Source organism: Bacillus spongiae, assembly GCF_037120725.1.
In the GTDB taxonomy this organism is placed as follows: Bacteria; Bacillota; Bacilli; order Bacillales; family Bacillaceae_K; genus Bacillus_CI; species Bacillus_CI spongiae.
Genome location: NZ_JBBAXC010000007.1, coordinates 114,948 through 131,473, shown reverse-complemented (window position 1 = coordinate 131,473; position 16,526 = coordinate 114,948). Strand labels below are relative to the sequence as shown.

Genomic DNA, 16,526 nt, shown 5'->3' with positions numbered 1-16,526 from the left:
ACCGAGAAGAGCAAATAAAATGCTCTTCTTTTTTCATTTTTCTATTACAGTTGCATTCATTATGCTACCTTAAAAAATGTGATACAGTAACAAAGTTGTCCAAATAGAGGGAGGTATGAAAGTGAATAAAAAAATACTTATTTTTTGTCTCTTCCTTATTACGCCTTTTATTCTTCCCCATCACACACAGGCGAATGAGAGCTTAGCGCTGAATGCTGATGCAGCGATTTTAGTTGAAGCTGACACAGGAAAAATTCTATATAAACAAAATGAAGATCAGCCACTTGGCATCGCAAGTATGACCAAAATGATGACAGAATACCTTGTCCTAGAAGCGATTCACACTGGAAAAATCTCCTGGGATGATACGTATACAGCGAGTGAAAAAGTGTATACGTTGGCGAATACACCTGGACTAAGTAATGTCCCGCTCCAGAAAGGTGAGGCTTATTCTGTAAAAGAATTATATGAAGCGATGGTGATTAAATCTGCCAACGGGGCTTCCATTGCTCTTTCCGAGATGGTGGGAGGATCAGAGGGTGAGTTCGTCGAAATGATGAATGAAAAAGCAGAAACTCTCAACCTTAAACACTATCAATTCGTAAATTCAACTGGACTTAGTAACGAAGATATGATGGGCCTTCACCCAGAGGGTACTGGCTTACATGATGAAAACATGTTATCCGCCCAAGACACAGCAACTCTTGCGTATCACTTAATTCGCGATTTCCCTGAAGTATTAGAAACAGCAAGCCTTCCAACTAAAACATTTCGAGAAGGAACAGCGGAAGCGTTTTTGATGGAAAATACAAATATCATGCTTAAAGGGTTCCCATATGCTTATGAAGGAATGGACGGACTTAAAACAGGTACCACACCATTTGCTGGGCCTACCTTCACAGGTACCGCCCTGAAAAATGGCATCCGTTATATCACCGTTATTATGAACGCTAAAGATGACCAAAACCAACCAAGTAGTATCGATCGTTTTCTCCAAACCACTCAGCTGTTAGATTACGGCTTTAACGAGCATGGAGCCATTGAATTTACACTGGATGACTACCAAAGTCCCCAAGAACGAGTAATCCAAGTTTCCGGTGGGAAAGTCACTAGTATCAACTATTACTCAGATGAAACGCTTAACATTAGAATGAATTTAACAAAGAAGGATAAAATGCTATTAAACCTTGTTATGGATGAAGAAAAGCTTACCGAAGAAGGGAAGCTGAAAGCTCCTGTCGAAAAAGGAGAAAAAATAGGCGAGATGACTCTTCAGCACCCTAGTACAGATGAGTATATTATTGAAAAGCCAAACGAAAATTATCGTATAAATGTGTATGCGGCTGAATCTGTTAAGGAGGAAAGTTGGATTACTCGTTTTTTTCGATCCATTCAAGAACTATTTAAAAAATTCTTTTAGAAAAAGGAAGCAAATCATGCTTCCTTTTTTACTTTAACACTAATTCACATTCTGCCGTCCAAGCTCCATCATACGACTTCTTTCTAGGAAGAGCACTAAAAGTACAGCAGCTTTAAAGACAAACTATTTTTTTTGAATCGGAATCCATACTTCACAACGATAATTCGGGTCATTCGGGTTTCCTGGAGGGTATAGTTCAAGCTCCGGTCCTCCCGCATGCTCATACCCGGTTGAAGGAAACCATTCAGAGTAGATTCGTTTCCATACCCCTTGAATGGCATCTGGCATAGCTCCTACCGATTCAAACACTGCCCAAGTTCTAGCAGGAATTTCTTTCTCTTCAAATTCCTTCTGGGACTTGACTGTTTCCGCACCAATCACATACGTAAATTCATTATGTTGATCGTCAAACTCCATACATACACCAACCGTATCGTCAGTTCCAGCTACATTACATATGCGATCAATAACACCTTCACTCACAACCTCATCCCAAAACATTGGAATTTCCTTTAAATTACGTCCATCTACGGATGAAATTCGTTTACTTTTCCCAATGACTTTAAACGCTTCTTTTTCAACTACTTTGTAATTCATTTCACTTTCTCCTTTTAATGATATTTGAAAGGAGATGCGGGGAAACGCCTTCAATGTCGTACCAGGACCCTTCACTTGAGAAGGTGACACACCATGAGCTTTACGAAAAGCTTTTGAAAATGACTCAGGTGTTTCGTAACCATATGTTAGTGCCACATCAATGACCTTGACTTCTGAATTCATAAGCGCTTGTGCAGCTAACGTTAGCCTCCGTTTACGTATATACTCAGCGAGAGTATAACCTGTAAGTAAGAGAAATAATCGTTGAAAGTGAAATTTTGAACTAGTTGACAAACGTGCTAATTCATCCAAATCAATCGTTTGATCTAAATGTTCCTCGATATATTGAATACAATCATTCATCCTTTTCAACATTTCCACCGGTTCTCATCCCTCCTTCAATATCAAGTGTAGCACCACTCAATTTCTGGAACCTGTCATTTTGTGCACGTGTATGACAGACCCACTCCTCGATGTTGTTCAATAGGATAGATTCCCTTTCTTTGTATAATAATCACGATAATAACTAAAGACTAGCCACAATGCAGGTGGTGGACACTTACCGGTACATTTTTGTTACCTTTCCCTTTCGTCACCAGTCCTTACGATGTACGGTTTAACCTTTTTATTGATGCCTGACTGTTGTACAATCATTCCTATCGTAACAGAAATGAAAAAGCGTCTTTGTCATTTGTTGTCGGATGTTTTTGTTCCTAAAGAAATAGTTCTAATCATTCAATTTAAAAAAAGTGAATAGTATTCAGCTATTCACTCTTAATAAAAAACGCCTACAAGCATGCACGCTTAGATCAATCTATTTTTTTGCCTGGTGAACTTTTAATTGCTTTCCTTTAATCGTCTTCGTTTTCATTTCACGTAGTACTAGCGAACCTTTTCCATTTAGAATATCTACGTAGGTTAAATTTTCCTGAATGGTAATGATTCCAATATCCGCTACTGACACTCCTTTAATTTTGGCAATCGTCCCTACAAAATCGATGGCTCTCAACTTCTTTTTCTTTCCACCATTAAAATATAATTTCATGATTTCATTATTAAATGTTTCGTGTTTTGCCGTTTTTAACTTTGGATTCGAATGAATCTTCCGTTCAAAGTCAGTTTTTGCATTAGCTACTTCCTGTTCAGTTGGGGGGAGCATTTTTGGTATAGTAAACCCTACATATTCTTCTATTTCATCCATATAATTTTGTTCACCTGGCGTAAGAAATGTAATCGCTTTTCCATTCTTGCCCATCCTACCTGTTCGACCGATTCGATGAACATAACGTTCCTTTTCAAGGGGAAGGTCATAATTAATGACATGCGTGATGCTATCCACATCAATTCCTCTTGCAGCAATATCTGTAGCGACTAAATAACGGAATTTACCCCTTTTAAACTGATTCATGACAGCAAACCGATCCTCCTGAACCATTCCTCCATGAATTTTCCTTACTGGATAATGGTGGTCAGCTAGTTTCTTGTAAACAGTATCTACTTTCTCTTTCGTTCGGCAGAAAATCATGCAACTATCTGCATTTTCTACTGTCGTTATCCCCTGAAGAAGATCGAGCTTTTCTTCTTCTCTCACCTGTAAATACGAGTGCGAAATTCGATTTGTCGTAAGACCATTTTTGTTCACCTCTATATTTAGTGGTCGCTTCATATATTTATGACATAGAGCTTCTACCTCTTCGTCAATCGTTGCAGAAAAAGTAAAGGTCACTCTATTTAACGGTAGTTTCCGAATAATTGCTTCAACTTGGTCGATAAACCCCCGATTCAGCATCTCATCCGCTTCATCTATTACAACATAATGAAGACGGTCCAACACGAAAGTTCCTTTTTCGATATGATCCAATACTCGACCAGGTGTACCTACTACGACATGGTTTTTTTGTTTTAATTCTATTTTTTGTCTTTCGAAAGATTGTCTCCCATATAAGGAGGTCGCTTTTATTCGTTTATACCTACCAATATTCGTGATATCTTCATTTACTTGAGCGGCAAGCTCCCTCGTTGGTGTTAGTATTAGGGCTTGCGGCTTATTTTCTTCCCACTCTACCAGCTCACAAATAGGGATACTAAAGGCAGCTGTCTTTCCACTTCCTGTAGGAGACTTTACCACTAAATCACGTTTTTCTAATGCAACTGGCACGACTTTTTCCTGTACTTCAGTAGGAGATTCAAATCCTAAATTTAATAAGGCCTTTTTAATTTCTTTACTTAAATCATACTGTTGAAAACTTTTTCTACTCATCTCAAACCCTCATTTTTTTCATCTCTTTTTTCTACTCAAAATGGACGGCTAAACATAGAATACTAAAGCTGTCTTTCATGCAAAGATCGTTTTTTATCAGAATGAGAACCGCATTATCGTTAGTATTTTCTTCTATTATGTAATAGCTATTAACAGTAAAGAGGTTTTTCTTCCATAAAAAAGTAGAAAATTCTCTTAAATTAGTTGTTTGTCCATGCAAATATGACTTATTTGCATACTATATTATATGCTAATCTTCCATACTCCAGAAAGGAGGCAATATAATGGGCGACTATGGTCATAAAAATAACTTCGTGTTAATCGTGGTGTTATTCATATTGTTGATTATTGTGGGCTGTGCATGTTTCTTCTACTAGAATGATCTTTCATTCTCCGCTGTATAAGATATAAGCCGTTCTACCTCCCTTTTATTAGTATGGCATCCAATAAAGATAAAACTCACTTTAATTAGAGAGATGTATAAGAATATGTATGGAAGATTTGCCTTTTCAGTATATACTATGACCAATACTAAAACAGGACTGTGTAGTAGTCTCGTATGTACTGATATTTTACATAGCTTTTGTCCCCCACTATTTAAATGAATCGAAAATGGGACAGAGCTTTGGACACCCATGATTCTTGTTATGGGGCTTTTTAATTCCAAACAAGTCATTAAAGAAGCATTCTCTTCATAACTAGACAAGCAAACCCCCCCTGTTATACTTAAGCAGGGGGGTTACTATTGGAAAAGGCTTTGAATAATGATAGCGTTTTCTAGTAAAATGAAAGTAGATGCCTCACTCGCAAAGGTCTTTTACTCATCAAGATAGACAATAAAGAAAGGACTACGTTCTATGACAAATAAAAAGAACCATACGAAACAGGATACTCGTGAAAAAATATTAGAAGCCTCCATTAAGCTCCTATCCGAGAAAGGGTATAAAGCAACCACTCTCTTAACCATTGCTCAAGAAGCACAAGTATCGGAAATGACGGTTGTCAGGCACTTTCAAAACAAAGAAAACATTTTAATTGAGAGTATTAAAATGCTTCACTTTGATATACCTAAAATGAAACATTTTCTTGAAACAGAAGCAAAGTATGAAGTAGAAAGCGATTTAAAAGAAATCATTTTCATCATTTTAAACACTTTCATAAAAAATCGAAAGTTAATTAGCATTTTACTAAGAGAAAAAGAATTTAAAGACAAAATTGATACGTTAATCCCTGAAGACCTATGTGATTTGTTAATCGAATACTTTGATGTAATGAAAGAAAAGGAAAAGATACACCTTCCATTGAACTCTGAAGCCATTACCTATAACGTTATTTCAAGCATTATCGGAATCCTTGTCGTCCGTTCACGTTTTGAGAATAAATTTACAACCGTTACACGAGAAGAAGCCGTTGACACCTTTATCCAAATATTTACTCAAGGGTTAAAACGATGAGTGAATTCTAATCGTTACAAACAGAACAAGAGCCCATCAGCAACACCGTTAATTTATTGCTAAAATTCTACGAGGATTAATTATAAATCCGTATTCCTTCATGAGAGGAATACGGATTTTTTGTTGGCTTCTAGTAAATGAGATACCCTTTTTTGCTGAAGGGTCTCTCTCCATTAAGTAGGAATTTACTTGATAAGGAATCACTTAAACTAGAATATTTTTCTCGCTTTCCCCCATACTAAACACTGTTATGGACTAAATGTATTTCATTTTGAGGAGACCCGCCATGCAGGAGAAAATTCATCGTTATCAATTGGCCATTATTATTTATATGATCCAAGTTGGTATTAGCATTTTTACCTTACCTCGAATTGTAGCAGAGGCATTTGGTACGAATGGCTGGATAGCCCTCTTGTTCGTTTCTTTCATCGGTGTGCTTAATATTCTGCTTATCGGTTTGGTCTTTCATTTTGGAAAGGATCGTACCATCTTTCAACTATTAGAAAAGTCTATTCCGAAGCTATTGCTTTTCCCTATATATATAGCGATAGCATTGTTATGGAGCTGTCTTGCCGTTCTTATTGCAAAAGATTTTGAACTTATTTTGCGCTTATTATACTACCCTACAATGCCTACATCCGTATTTGTTATTATGGCACTTATTTTGACTTATTGGCTCGTTCGGAGTGGGATTGTCCATATTGCGAGAACAACCGTTATTTTCATGGCAACTATCGTCATTGCATTAATATTATTATTTCCGCTTGCGGAGTTTAGACTTACTCGACTCACCTCATTTATCTTTGAAGGAGAGACTAGTCTCTTTACGGGTGGTTTACAAGTTTACTTTTCCTTTTTAGGATATGAGCTTTCGTTACTACTCATTCCTTACCTGACAAAAAAGAAATCTGCCTATAAACCTGTGTTATTTGGGCATCTATTAATTACGTTTATTTATTTAATCACTTGTTTTATTGCCTTTGGTTTCTTTAGTTTCCCTCAGCTGCTTAATGACACGTTTCCTTTATTAACAATGTTTGAGTATATCGAGCTTCCCTTTCTTGAAAGAATTGAAGGAATGATTTTTCATTTATTTATCTTTGAGGTCCTTGTTACGATTATCCTCTACTTTTGGGGAGCAGACCAATTTTTTAAACAAGCCATTCCTAAATTATCTTCTCGCTTTTCCATTTTGATTTTACTAATCATTGCCTTTATTCTGACGCTTTTCATTAAAATTACTAGAGAAGTTGAAAAATGGATTATGATTATCGGTTCAGGTGGGATTATAGTGGCCTTTGGCCTCCCTATCTTTATACTTCTTCTAATGGGGATTTCGAATATTGTTCATAGACTTAGAACATGACTAACGTCATAATCAAAAATCAATTTACGTGAGGTGAAGAAAATGTTTTCTATTATAAAGCGATGGTTGAAAAATGATAAAAAGCATGAATCAGAGTGGAGCAAGCAAAAAGCAAAAGACGAAGAAGACAATAAACCACCGACGTTTCCCCATATATATGAACAATTCACGGATTGCGACGATATGACGCTTAAGTCCTACCCTCATGTAGAAATTAAGCTACTGTATTTTGATTACATGGTTAATAAACAAGCACTGTTAAGTGATGTCCTATCAAAATTACAAGAATTATCCAAAGAAGAAATTCAGTCATTTCTAGACCATCACTCCTTTCAAGTAAGTCATAATAGTAAGGAAGTTACAAAGGCCATTTTAGAGGGAAAAGTAATTCTATTCCACCATGAAACCGTATATATATACTCCGTTACCATGCTTGAGTCACGTTCAATCCAATCAGCGGAAAACGAAACGATTATTACCGGTCCACACGATGCATTAAATGAACTAATTGACACGAATCTTTCTCTGATAAGACGAAGAATTCGTAGTTCCCATTTAAAAATCGTGAAGCTGTCTGTCGGAGAAATTGGGAAATCAAAAGTATTTCTTTTATACATCGAAAAAATCGCTAACGCAGATATCGTCGAAGAATTGAAAGAGAGAATTAATCATATAGAAATAGATGCGATTTATGACACGAATATGTTAATTCAACTAATCGATGAATCGCCTAACTCTCCTTTTCCGCAATACCATACAACGGAACGACCTGATGTTGTCGCTTCTAAATTAGCTGAAGGAAAAGTAGTCGGAATGATGGAGCATAGCCCATACGCGTTTAGTGCTCCTACTGATTTCTTTGATTTTTTTCAATCGGTGGATGATTATAATCAACGATGGCTCGTAGGAAGTGCAACAAGACTACTACGGTTTTTTGCTCTTTTCACCACATTATTTATTACACCTATATATGTCTCCATCACGACGTTTCATTATGAAATGGTACCTGACCTTCTCTTAATTAATCTCATTTCGTCTCGTAGCCAAGTTCCATTTCCCCCTATTTTGGAGGCTTTATTAATGGAATTTACGATTGAATTATTACGAGAGGCTGGAGCGCGTTTACCAACAAAAATTGGACAAACAATCGGGATTGTCGGTGGAATTGTCATTGGGTCCGCTTCTGTTGAAGCGGGAATAACGAGTAATATTCTCGTCATAGCGGTTTCGATTTCAGCGATCTCATCCTTCGTTATTCCTAACTATGTGATGAGTAATTCCATTCGAATTACACGGTTTGCTTTTATTTTAATTGCCGGAATTTTAGGCAACTTAGGTATTCTGTTTGCTGTTTCCTGCCTCATTATTCATCTTACTGGCTTAACGAACCTGAAATCGCCTTATTTATGGCCAATCTCTCCACTTAATACGGGTGGATGGAGAGATACGATTTTACGAGGGCCTTTTTCCGCTCTTACGAATCGTCCTAGTATAAATCATTCACAAAATAACACGAAAGAAAAATAAAGCGATTACCAAACATTAGATTCACTAAGATAGATTGTATGAAAGAACATTCACTATAGGAGGGAAATTATGCTCAAGTTGTTGTTACTACTATTATCATCCACTCTTCTATTAAGTGGTTGCTACAATAATTACGGCATCGATGACTTAGCGATGATTAATGCACTCGGATTCGATCTTTCAGAGGAGGAAGAAAACTATTTAAATATTACGGCAGTCTACCCTCATGCGATGGAAGATGAGCTTGTTTATGAGATATTACAAGCAACAGGCAATTCCACAAAAGATGTAGCAATAGAGATAATGGGACAAACAAGCCTAGAAATTGTAAACGGTCAGCTTGAGATTATGTTATTTGGCGAGGAATTAGCCGAACAGGGGATTTTCCCTATTTTAGAAACTTCGCTTCGCGATCCAAGCTTTGGCTCGCGAGTCGTCCTTGCCGTTGCAGAAGAATCCGCAAAAGGGATTCTTGAGACAAAATTAGAGGGACAGCCCAATATAGGTTTGTATTTAGAAGATATGATGGAAAAATTCGATAAAACCTTTATTTTTCCGTCTGTAAATGTATTCCAGTTCACTCGTTCTTATTACGATGATGGAATTGACCCTTTCTTACCCATCATTGAAAATATAGACAAGCACCTTTCATTTAAAGGATTCGCCTTATTTAATGAAGATAAGCTTGTGACCATGCTGCCGAAGGAACGGGCTGTCTTTCTATTTTTTTTAAGTGAAAACTTTCGAAAAGGTTTATTAGATATAGACTTAAAAAAAGGAGATCCTTCTCAACATATTCATCTTGCCTACGTCCAAAATAATCATAAAGTCAAAGTAAAAAGAAAGGAGGATAATTCCTTTTCCATTGATATTTCCATTGACTTCACTGGTTCCCTTGAAGAATATACAGGTGATTTAAAAATTGAAATCCCAGCCGATCAAAAAAAGTTAGAGGAAACAATCGAAGAGTTCGTCAATGAAGAAACGAAAAACCTTGTTGCTTTTTTACAAGAGAATAATGTTGATAATATTGGACTAGGTCAATATGTCAGAAGCCATCTTAGTTATGAGGAATGGACTAAGTTGAATTGGGATGAAGTATATCCGGAAATTGAAGTGTCTATCCGCTCAAATGTTCAGTTAGGAAACTTAGGAAAGTCGTACTAAGCCCATCCGTCGTACGACTTCCACTATTCATTTATCCTTTTGAAAAATCATCACGTGCTCTTTGACATAGACGGAGACTGATCATTCAAAAATGCTTTATATGTCGTAATTTTACCCTGAAGCATCTTTTCAGTGGATTGAAGATTTTCAAGCTGATCCTGAATAGAACGTTGATGCTCTTCTAATAACGCTAACCGTTCAAAAGTGGTATGCTCACCTTCACGAACGAGATCAGCATATTGTTTAATCTTTGCGATTGGCATTTGTGTTTCTTTTAATTTAAGGACAAATAATAACCATTTTAGATGGGATACCTCATACATTCGGTCCCCTGTTTTATTACGATTTGGAATAATAATTTTTTCCTTTTCATAATATCGCAATGTATGTGTGCTTACGCCAATCATTTTGGCCACTTCACCGATAGAATACATATAAGACCTCCAGATTGTAAATTGTTGGGCATAAAACAGTTGACTTAGAGTTCACTTTAACCATTATACTCTTATTAGTAACAACCATTCAATGGCTATTTATTAAGGAGGAAGAAAAATGAACTATACTGTTATTACTGGAGCAAGCTCTGGAATTGGCTATGAAACTGCCCTTGCATTCGCTGCTCGCGGGAAAAACGTCATCATTGTCGCACGAAGAGAAGAAAAGCTAGAAGAATTAAAAGCAACAATCCATCAGATCAATCCTGATGTGGATGTCATCATTAAACAATCTGATTTATCTATCTCAGAAAATGTATACGCCCTTTATGACAATTTAAAAGAATACACTATTGAAACATGGATTAATAATGCCGGCTTCGGAAATTTCGATCCTGTTGCCAAACAAAAGCTGCCTAAGATTGAATCCATGCTCCGTTTAAACAATGAAGCCTTAACCATTCTTTCCTCACTTTATGTTCGCGACTACTCTGAGGTTGAAGGAACACAGCTAATCAATATCTCTTCAGCAGGCGGCTACACCATCGTTGCAGATGCCATCACCTATTGTGCTACAAAATTCTACGTCAGTGCTTTCACAGAGGGTCTTGCCCAAGAACTGCAAGCAAAAGGAGCCAAAATGCAAGTCAAAGTGTTGGCACCAGCAGCGACCGAAACAGAATTCGCCCTGCGCTCCATGGATATTGACACCTTCGAATACGAAGGAACTATCCCACAATTCCACACTGCCAAAGAAATGGCACACTTTCTACTCGACCTATATGACGGAAATAAAGTAGTCGGCATTGTGGATGGACAAACTTATGAATTTTCGTTAAGAGATCCGATTTTCCCTTATGTTGGTCGTGTGAGGTAGTTTTATCAACGAGAATTCTTCCATTAGCTGGGGGAGTTCTCGTTTTATAACCTTAATGCTAGAAATGGAGCTTGAACGTAAAAACGCCAGGGCTTTATAATCAGTTTTTTAATTAAACGGCACACCACTATTCAAGTCTAGGTTTTGGGCATCATTTTCAAAAGGCGACTCCCCCTCAAACATAGAGATTTTAATTCCTATTGAACGGAAAGACCTTAAAATATCATCATATCCTCTTTCTAAATGCTCAACACCGGAGATAATGGTTGCCCCTTCTGACATCGCCCCTGCCATTATTAAACATGTTCCTGCCCGAACATCACTTGCTTTTAATACGGCACCCTTTAAATTTTCACTCCGACTTACAAAAGAGACTCCTTGTTTCACTTCAATTTTAGCGCCTAACCTTAAGAGCTGACTGCAATGATTAAATCTATGTGGATACACCTTTTCAGAGATTATACTTTTTCCGTGAGCTTTTAATAATAATGCCGTCATGGGTTGCTGTAAATCTGTTGGGAATAAAGGATACATTCCTGTTCTAATTCTTGTTGCTTTAAGGGGGCCTATATAGGTAGAGGTAATACTATTATTATTTAAACCTATGTCTATTTTTAATCCAATCTCTCTTAATTTACTAATGCAAGAAGACAAATGGTCTGGAATTACATTATTTACCGTTATCCTACCTCTGTTAAGGCCAGGAAACATTAGAAAAGCACCTGCAATCAATCTATCAGGTATTACGGAATATTTACCACCCTTAAGCTTGTTAACCCCCACAATGGTTATCGTATGAGTCCCAGCACCTGTAATCTTTGCACCTAAATGATTTAAAAAATTTGCTAAATCTACCACTTCTGGGTCTCTGGCAGCATTCTTTAAAATTGTTTTTCCCTCAGCCAAAACAGCAGCCATAATGGTATTCATGGTTGCACCAGATGTAATGGTGTCAAAATAAATTTGAGCTCCTACTAACTTTTCAGCCTCAATAATATATTCATTTTCTTTAAAAGTTACTGTTGCTCCCAAGGCAGTGAGCGCTTTAATATGCTGATCAATTGGCCGGGATACAAAGTTATCACCACCTGGGTAACCGATTGTTACTTTTTTCATTTTTTTTAATAAAGCACCAATAAAATAGTAGGATGCTCTATAAGTGGAACTTTTCACTGGATCAACATTTCCTGTTTGTACGTTTTGAGGATGTATTACTATTTCATCGTTTTGCCACAAAACATCTGCTCCACATTTTTTCATTAATTCACAAATAATCTTATTATCATATATCTTTGGAATATTATGTAATGTGACCTTGTCATCAGAAAGCAATGTGGCTGTTAAAATTGCCAATGAACTATTTTTAGAGCCTGGAATATTGATTGTCCCATTTATTGGACCTGATTTTTCTACTCTTAACCATTTCATTATTATTAACTCCTCGTATTAATTTCTTTTTCTTTCATTATTCATATAGTCATATTACATTTTTATTCTGTTTTTTTCAATATTTTTCATTTTTTGTTTTATGCTTTTCTAGTATGTTAAGTGAAATGTTTTTGTAAAATTTTTAATTCTAGATTATATTTACGATGGTTTTTAACTAGTCAACAATAGACATTTGAGGTACAAAGAAGTGGACTTTGAGAACAAGCAAAATAGAGAGGGTTAAGGCAAGACTATTAGTAAAGAAACTAATAAGGTTAATAGCAGGATGAAATAACAACTTCCTAATACGTTATAGGGCATGAAGTTTACTTAATCGTTATGGAGAGAAGAGTTGGAGAAATTATGCATAAAATCAATGGACTGGTTTTGAACTATTGGGAATCAAGGAAGCAATTAAGGTAATTAATTCAGCAGTAGAAATTGAGTGAAGGAATAGGAAGGTAGTGGTAGAGCATACCCAATAACTAAGGGAGATTATGTAGTAGATTTTTCTTGGGGGAAAATGATTCTAGACGAAAAGGCTCACATTACGAGGTTAATGAGTTCTTCCTGGACTAACTGTTCCAGGAAGAACCTTTGTTTTTTAAAAACCATTATAAGTAGGTTGGACTATAGCAGCACTATAGTGAATCTACATGAGCAATCTTTATATTAATATTCGAATTGTTAACATAATTTATAAACTCACTTGGAGCTTCAGGATCGAGAATTATAGAATCAATAAGTTCTAATGGGGCTGCGTGAGCAAACATATCTACTCCTATTTTATAACTAGGAGCTAAACAAACTCTTTCTCGAGAAATCTGACAAATTGTTCTTGTAAAACTAGCTCCTTGAGGAGAGGCAGTTGTAATTCCCCGCTTTGAAATACCTCCACCGGTTACAAAGCAAACATCAATAACAAAATTTTTAATGAAGTCGATAGAAATTGTATCGGTTATGCTTCCAGAAGAGTTTATGATACCTCCTATGAGCAAGGTATCTATATTTTCAAAGTCCTTTAATTTATTTGCAATTACGATAGAATTGGTGATTACCGTCAGTTTAATATTGGTAGGGAGATGTTTTATCATCCCGAATTGTATTCCAGCTGCCCCTATAAAAATGGTATCGTTTTCTTTTATGAAACACTCAGCAGCAGTTTTAGAAATTGCGTCTAAGCTAGGAGAAGGGTCTTTATATCTTTCACTTTCAGGCTTAGGAGATGTTCGTACTTTTAAAGATGGTATGGCACCGCCATATGTTTTCTTTAATTTATTTTGTTGTTCAAGTATTGTTAAATCACGTCTAATTGAATCTAATGACACATCAAAAATTTCAGCCAATTCTTTAACAATCACTCGTCCATCATTTTTCAATAATTCTATAATTTTTTCTCTTCTTTCTTCTCCCATCATAAAAATTGCTCCATTTCTATTCGTTAGTATTCACTGATTATACCAACAATAAAATAAGTAATCCAGATTTGAAATAGCAGAATAGTTCTTAGCAATAAGAGATTCTTACTTGAGTGTTAGTGGTGTAGGAAAGCACCCTAATCCCTTTATATATTTATCTAAAGATATTTTGCATATATGAGCCAAATTGATAAAGGTTCTTGTCTATAAGAAAAGAAATGCTTCTTTTTTTCCGAAATGAAAGAGTTGAGTTCATTATACAATTTTGAAATAATTGTTACTAAATAGAATGGGATAGTTGAGGAGTGATTTTCGGTGCAGAATATTGAGATAAGAAGGCCACGAAGTGAGGACAGTATAGAACTAAATCAATTTTTTAGTACAGTCATTAAAGATACCTTTGCAAAAGAAGGTTTATCGGAGATGCATGATTTTATAGAAAATGAAATTGAAAATAAGAAACAATACTTAAAATGTGACCTTGATAGCAATGGGGAAAATCGCTATTTTCTAATTGCTATAGATAAAAATAGTCATAAAATTATCGGTACAATTGCCTGCGGTCCAGCTAGTGAGCTGATTATTAGCTGCACTGGTAGAGCGTTGAAAGAGTTGTATGAGGTAGGAACTATATTTATACATCCAGACTATCAAAAACGTGGGATTGGCACTTTACTAATAAACGAACTATTTCTTACCTTTCAGAATAGGGACATCAAAGAATTTTGTTTGGATAGCGGATATAAAAATGCACAGAAAGTATGGATGAAGAAATTTGGCAAGCCTGATTACTTACTGAAGGACTACTGGGGCGAGGGACGTGATCACATGATTTGGAAGAAAAGCACTCATGATATGGCCATTAATTTAAGAAATGATAATCGTTAGCTTTATCGGTATTTCGTTTTTATCAACAAGGGAAGGTTGTATAGAAAGCTCTTTTCGCATCCTTTGTTGCTTCTAACCAAAGAATACCGGAACTTTGGGTTTCGATTGTTTATTTATCCTTTTTTAAGCTTGAATTCGAAAGGAGCATGTGAACACACATTATTCAGGCTTCTAAAACACGTTCGAAAAGCAACAATCTTTTTGAATAAACAACCTCTACCAAAAAAATCGATCTTAAAGCCTTTTTCAGCTTTTAAGATCGATTTTCTAATTAAAAGGAAGGCAGCTCACTTAGGTTATTTTCTTTCAAGCCGTCTGGTTCACTTCGAATAATATCCCTTCCATAACGATGAATGACATCAATATTTCTTAAATTACCTGCCTTCGCTTCCTCAAGAGCAGTAATATAATCCAGTTCACGCCCACTTTCAGTCTTAAATGCAATTAAATCGTCTTCCGCATTTCGACGAACGGCTACGATTTTCTCTGCCTCTGATGGAATCTCTTCTGCCATTTCTGCCTTAGCTTGAGACATTCCTTGTTGTTTATACTCTTCATAAATTTCTTCAAACCCTCTTTCACCCATAAAATCACCTCCTGAACATACGTTTAGTATTTGCAATTGGTGGCCCACTTATGAATTTTCCACTTTTCTGCTTAACTTGATATATTGACTTGGAAGGTTGAATAAAATGAATGTAGGTCTCCTCTATGTTAGACATATTCATACGGACTGGCTTTTTTTCGAAGAAATGGGTGAGGTTGCATGTGCTATCCAAGTACTTAAAATTAGCACCAATAACCTACTACTTCTATATAAAGTTCTAGACCATTCATTTAAGTTAATGACCTAGAAATGGGTTAAATATCTTTTGGGTGCTTCAGAAACTCAGGGAGCATAATTTGTAATAGAGCAGAAAATAAATATAGCACTAATCCATATGAAATGTTCTGATTAAAATCATTTGCATTCCCGAGAATAATCAGTAGCGGACCAACCGTTATACAAATAAAGACGACTATATGAAAGGCCACGCTGAACCTATTCTCAAAGGTTTTTGAAAAGGCTTGAAAAAGATTCTCCTTTAAGAAGGTTGTAATGACAAACCCCGCTATCCAAATTCCTAATAAGAAAATCCATGAAGAATTCCCCGCTTGCCAAAAATATTTAATTATTGGCTGAGCAAACAAAAAAGAAAGACTAAATAACAAACAATAGCTTTGAATTGAAAAGTATCTTGCTTTAAGTTCAACTAGTCTCCATGCTAATACAATAATAATGATTAATATGATGGACACAACGCCATTCATTATAAATTGAGGAGTATACCATTCTGGAACAGCACTACATAAAAATGTAACAATTAAAATAGAAGCCGTTACATGTAGAATCCTGCTTTCTTTGAAAGAAAGATTGTTCTTCTCATCCAAAAATATCACTCCTTCCCGATTTCAATTTAGCTCCTAGTTCACTGACTTTATTTCTTATTTTTCTAATTGCCTATAAAATTGGATGCTTTTTTATATCCTGTTTTTCGAACTAGCACAAGAAAGGTAGCAAAGCATTTCCCCATACTATTTTTCTTCTAACTCTCTTATGAGAATAATTTTTCCTATAATTTCTATATATTTACTATTAGATAGTGCGAAATTCTCTTATTAGAAAAGCAAAAACCTTGAAATTTTTCTT

16 protein-coding genes are annotated in these 16,526 nt (G+C 35.9%); 8 read left to right on the top strand and 8 right to left on the bottom strand.

Annotated elements, in window-relative coordinates:
- Nucleotides 1-121: 121 nt before the first annotated feature.
- Nucleotides 122-1,420, top strand: a complete 1,299-nt coding sequence (locus tag WAK64_RS10445; RefSeq protein ID WP_336586912.1) for a serine hydrolase — start codon at nt 122-124, stop codon at nt 1,418-1,420.
- A gap of 123 nt (nt 1,421-1,543) precedes the next feature.
- Here WAK64_RS10445 and WAK64_RS10440 read toward each other — a convergent pair whose 3' ends face one another.
- From WAK64_RS10440 to WAK64_RS10430, 3 genes are all read right to left on the bottom strand, one after another.
- Complete coding sequence (locus tag WAK64_RS10440) at nt 1,544-2,392, bottom strand: AraC family transcriptional regulator (protein WP_336586987.1); 849 nt, start codon at nt 2,390-2,392, stop codon at nt 1,544-1,546.
- Complete coding sequence (locus WAK64_RS10435) at nt 2,373-2,501, bottom strand: hypothetical protein (protein WP_336586911.1); 129 nt, start codon at nt 2,499-2,501, stop codon at nt 2,373-2,375. Before WAK64_RS10435 ends, WAK64_RS10440 begins: the two co-directional genes overlap by 20 nt.
- Nucleotides 2,502-2,831: 330 nt before the next feature.
- On the bottom strand, nt 2,832-4,277 hold the full coding sequence (locus WAK64_RS10430; RefSeq protein WP_336586910.1) for a DEAD/DEAH box helicase: 1,446 nt from the start codon (nt 4,275-4,277) through the stop codon (nt 2,832-2,834).
- A gap of 284 nt (nt 4,278-4,561) precedes the next feature.
- Between WAK64_RS10430 and WAK64_RS10425 the strand changes: the two genes are divergently transcribed.
- The 5 genes from WAK64_RS10425 to WAK64_RS10405 all read left to right on the top strand — a co-directional run bounded on the left by WAK64_RS10425 (nt 4,562) and on the right by WAK64_RS10405 (nt 9,791).
- Nucleotides 4,562-4,654 carry a YjcZ family sporulation protein gene (locus tag WAK64_RS10425; RefSeq protein WP_336586909.1) on the top strand — a complete coding sequence of 31 codons (93 nt, stop codon included), beginning with the start codon at nt 4,562-4,564 and terminating at the stop codon, nt 4,652-4,654.
- Nucleotides 4,655-5,134: 480 nt separating this feature from the next.
- Complete coding sequence (locus tag WAK64_RS10420) at nt 5,135-5,731, top strand: TetR/AcrR family transcriptional regulator (protein ID WP_336586908.1); 597 nt, start codon at nt 5,135-5,137, stop codon at nt 5,729-5,731.
- Nucleotides 5,732-6,017: 286 nt separating this feature from the next.
- Nucleotides 6,018-7,097: a GerAB/ArcD/ProY family transporter gene (locus tag WAK64_RS10415; RefSeq protein ID WP_336586907.1), complete on the top strand. Its 1,080-nt coding sequence runs from the start codon at nt 6,018-6,020 to the stop codon at nt 7,095-7,097.
- Between the two features lie 42 nt (nt 7,098-7,139).
- Nucleotides 7,140-8,624, top strand: a complete 1,485-nt coding sequence (locus WAK64_RS10410) for a spore germination protein (RefSeq protein ID WP_336586906.1) — start codon at nt 7,140-7,142, stop codon at nt 8,622-8,624.
- A 69-nt stretch (nt 8,625-8,693) separates the two neighbouring features.
- Nucleotides 8,694-9,791, top strand: a complete 1,098-nt coding sequence (locus WAK64_RS10405) for a Ger(x)C family spore germination protein (RefSeq protein WP_336586905.1) — start codon at nt 8,694-8,696, stop codon at nt 9,789-9,791.
- A gap of 50 nt (nt 9,792-9,841) precedes the next feature.
- Here WAK64_RS10405 and WAK64_RS10400 read toward each other — a convergent pair whose 3' ends face one another.
- Nucleotides 9,842-10,225, bottom strand: a complete 384-nt coding sequence (locus WAK64_RS10400) for a MerR family transcriptional regulator (RefSeq protein WP_336586904.1) — start codon at nt 10,223-10,225, stop codon at nt 9,842-9,844.
- Between the two features lie 118 nt (nt 10,226-10,343).
- Here WAK64_RS10400 and WAK64_RS10395 point away from each other — a divergent pair, with 118 nt between their 5' ends.
- The gene (locus WAK64_RS10395; RefSeq protein WP_336586903.1) at nt 10,344-11,102 is read left to right on the top strand and encodes an SDR family NAD(P)-dependent oxidoreductase; all 759 of its coding nucleotides are present in this window, start codon (nt 10,344-10,346) and stop codon (nt 11,100-11,102) included.
- Between the two features lie 108 nt (nt 11,103-11,210).
- Here the strand turns inward: WAK64_RS10395 and murA are convergent, their stop codons facing one another.
- Together murA and WAK64_RS10385 are read right to left on the bottom strand one after the other, a co-directional pair.
- Nucleotides 11,211-12,530: a UDP-N-acetylglucosamine 1-carboxyvinyltransferase gene (murA, locus tag WAK64_RS10390; protein ID WP_336586902.1), complete on the bottom strand. Its 1,320-nt coding sequence runs from the start codon at nt 12,528-12,530 to the stop codon at nt 11,211-11,213.
- A gap of 641 nt (nt 12,531-13,171) precedes the next feature.
- On the bottom strand, nt 13,172-13,948 hold the full coding sequence (locus WAK64_RS10385) for a DeoR/GlpR family DNA-binding transcription regulator (protein WP_336586901.1): 777 nt from the start codon (nt 13,946-13,948) through the stop codon (nt 13,172-13,174).
- Between the two features lie 315 nt (nt 13,949-14,263).
- Between WAK64_RS10385 and WAK64_RS10380 the strand changes: the two genes are divergently transcribed.
- The gene (locus WAK64_RS10380) at nt 14,264-14,836 is read left to right on the top strand and encodes a GNAT family N-acetyltransferase (protein WP_336586900.1); all 573 of its coding nucleotides are present in this window, start codon (nt 14,264-14,266) and stop codon (nt 14,834-14,836) included.
- 271 nt (nt 14,837-15,107) lie between these two features.
- Here the strand turns inward: WAK64_RS10380 and WAK64_RS10375 are convergent, their stop codons facing one another.
- Both WAK64_RS10375 and WAK64_RS10370 read right to left on the bottom strand, forming a co-directional pair.
- Nucleotides 15,108-15,422, bottom strand: a complete 315-nt coding sequence (locus tag WAK64_RS10375; RefSeq protein ID WP_336586899.1) for a DUF3892 domain-containing protein — start codon at nt 15,420-15,422, stop codon at nt 15,108-15,110.
- A gap of 275 nt (nt 15,423-15,697) precedes the next feature.
- Nucleotides 15,698-16,267, bottom strand: coding sequence for a hypothetical protein (locus WAK64_RS10370; RefSeq protein ID WP_336586898.1), 570 nt, complete (start codon nt 16,265-16,267; stop codon nt 15,698-15,700).
- Between the last annotated feature and the right edge of the window lie 259 nt (nt 16,268-16,526).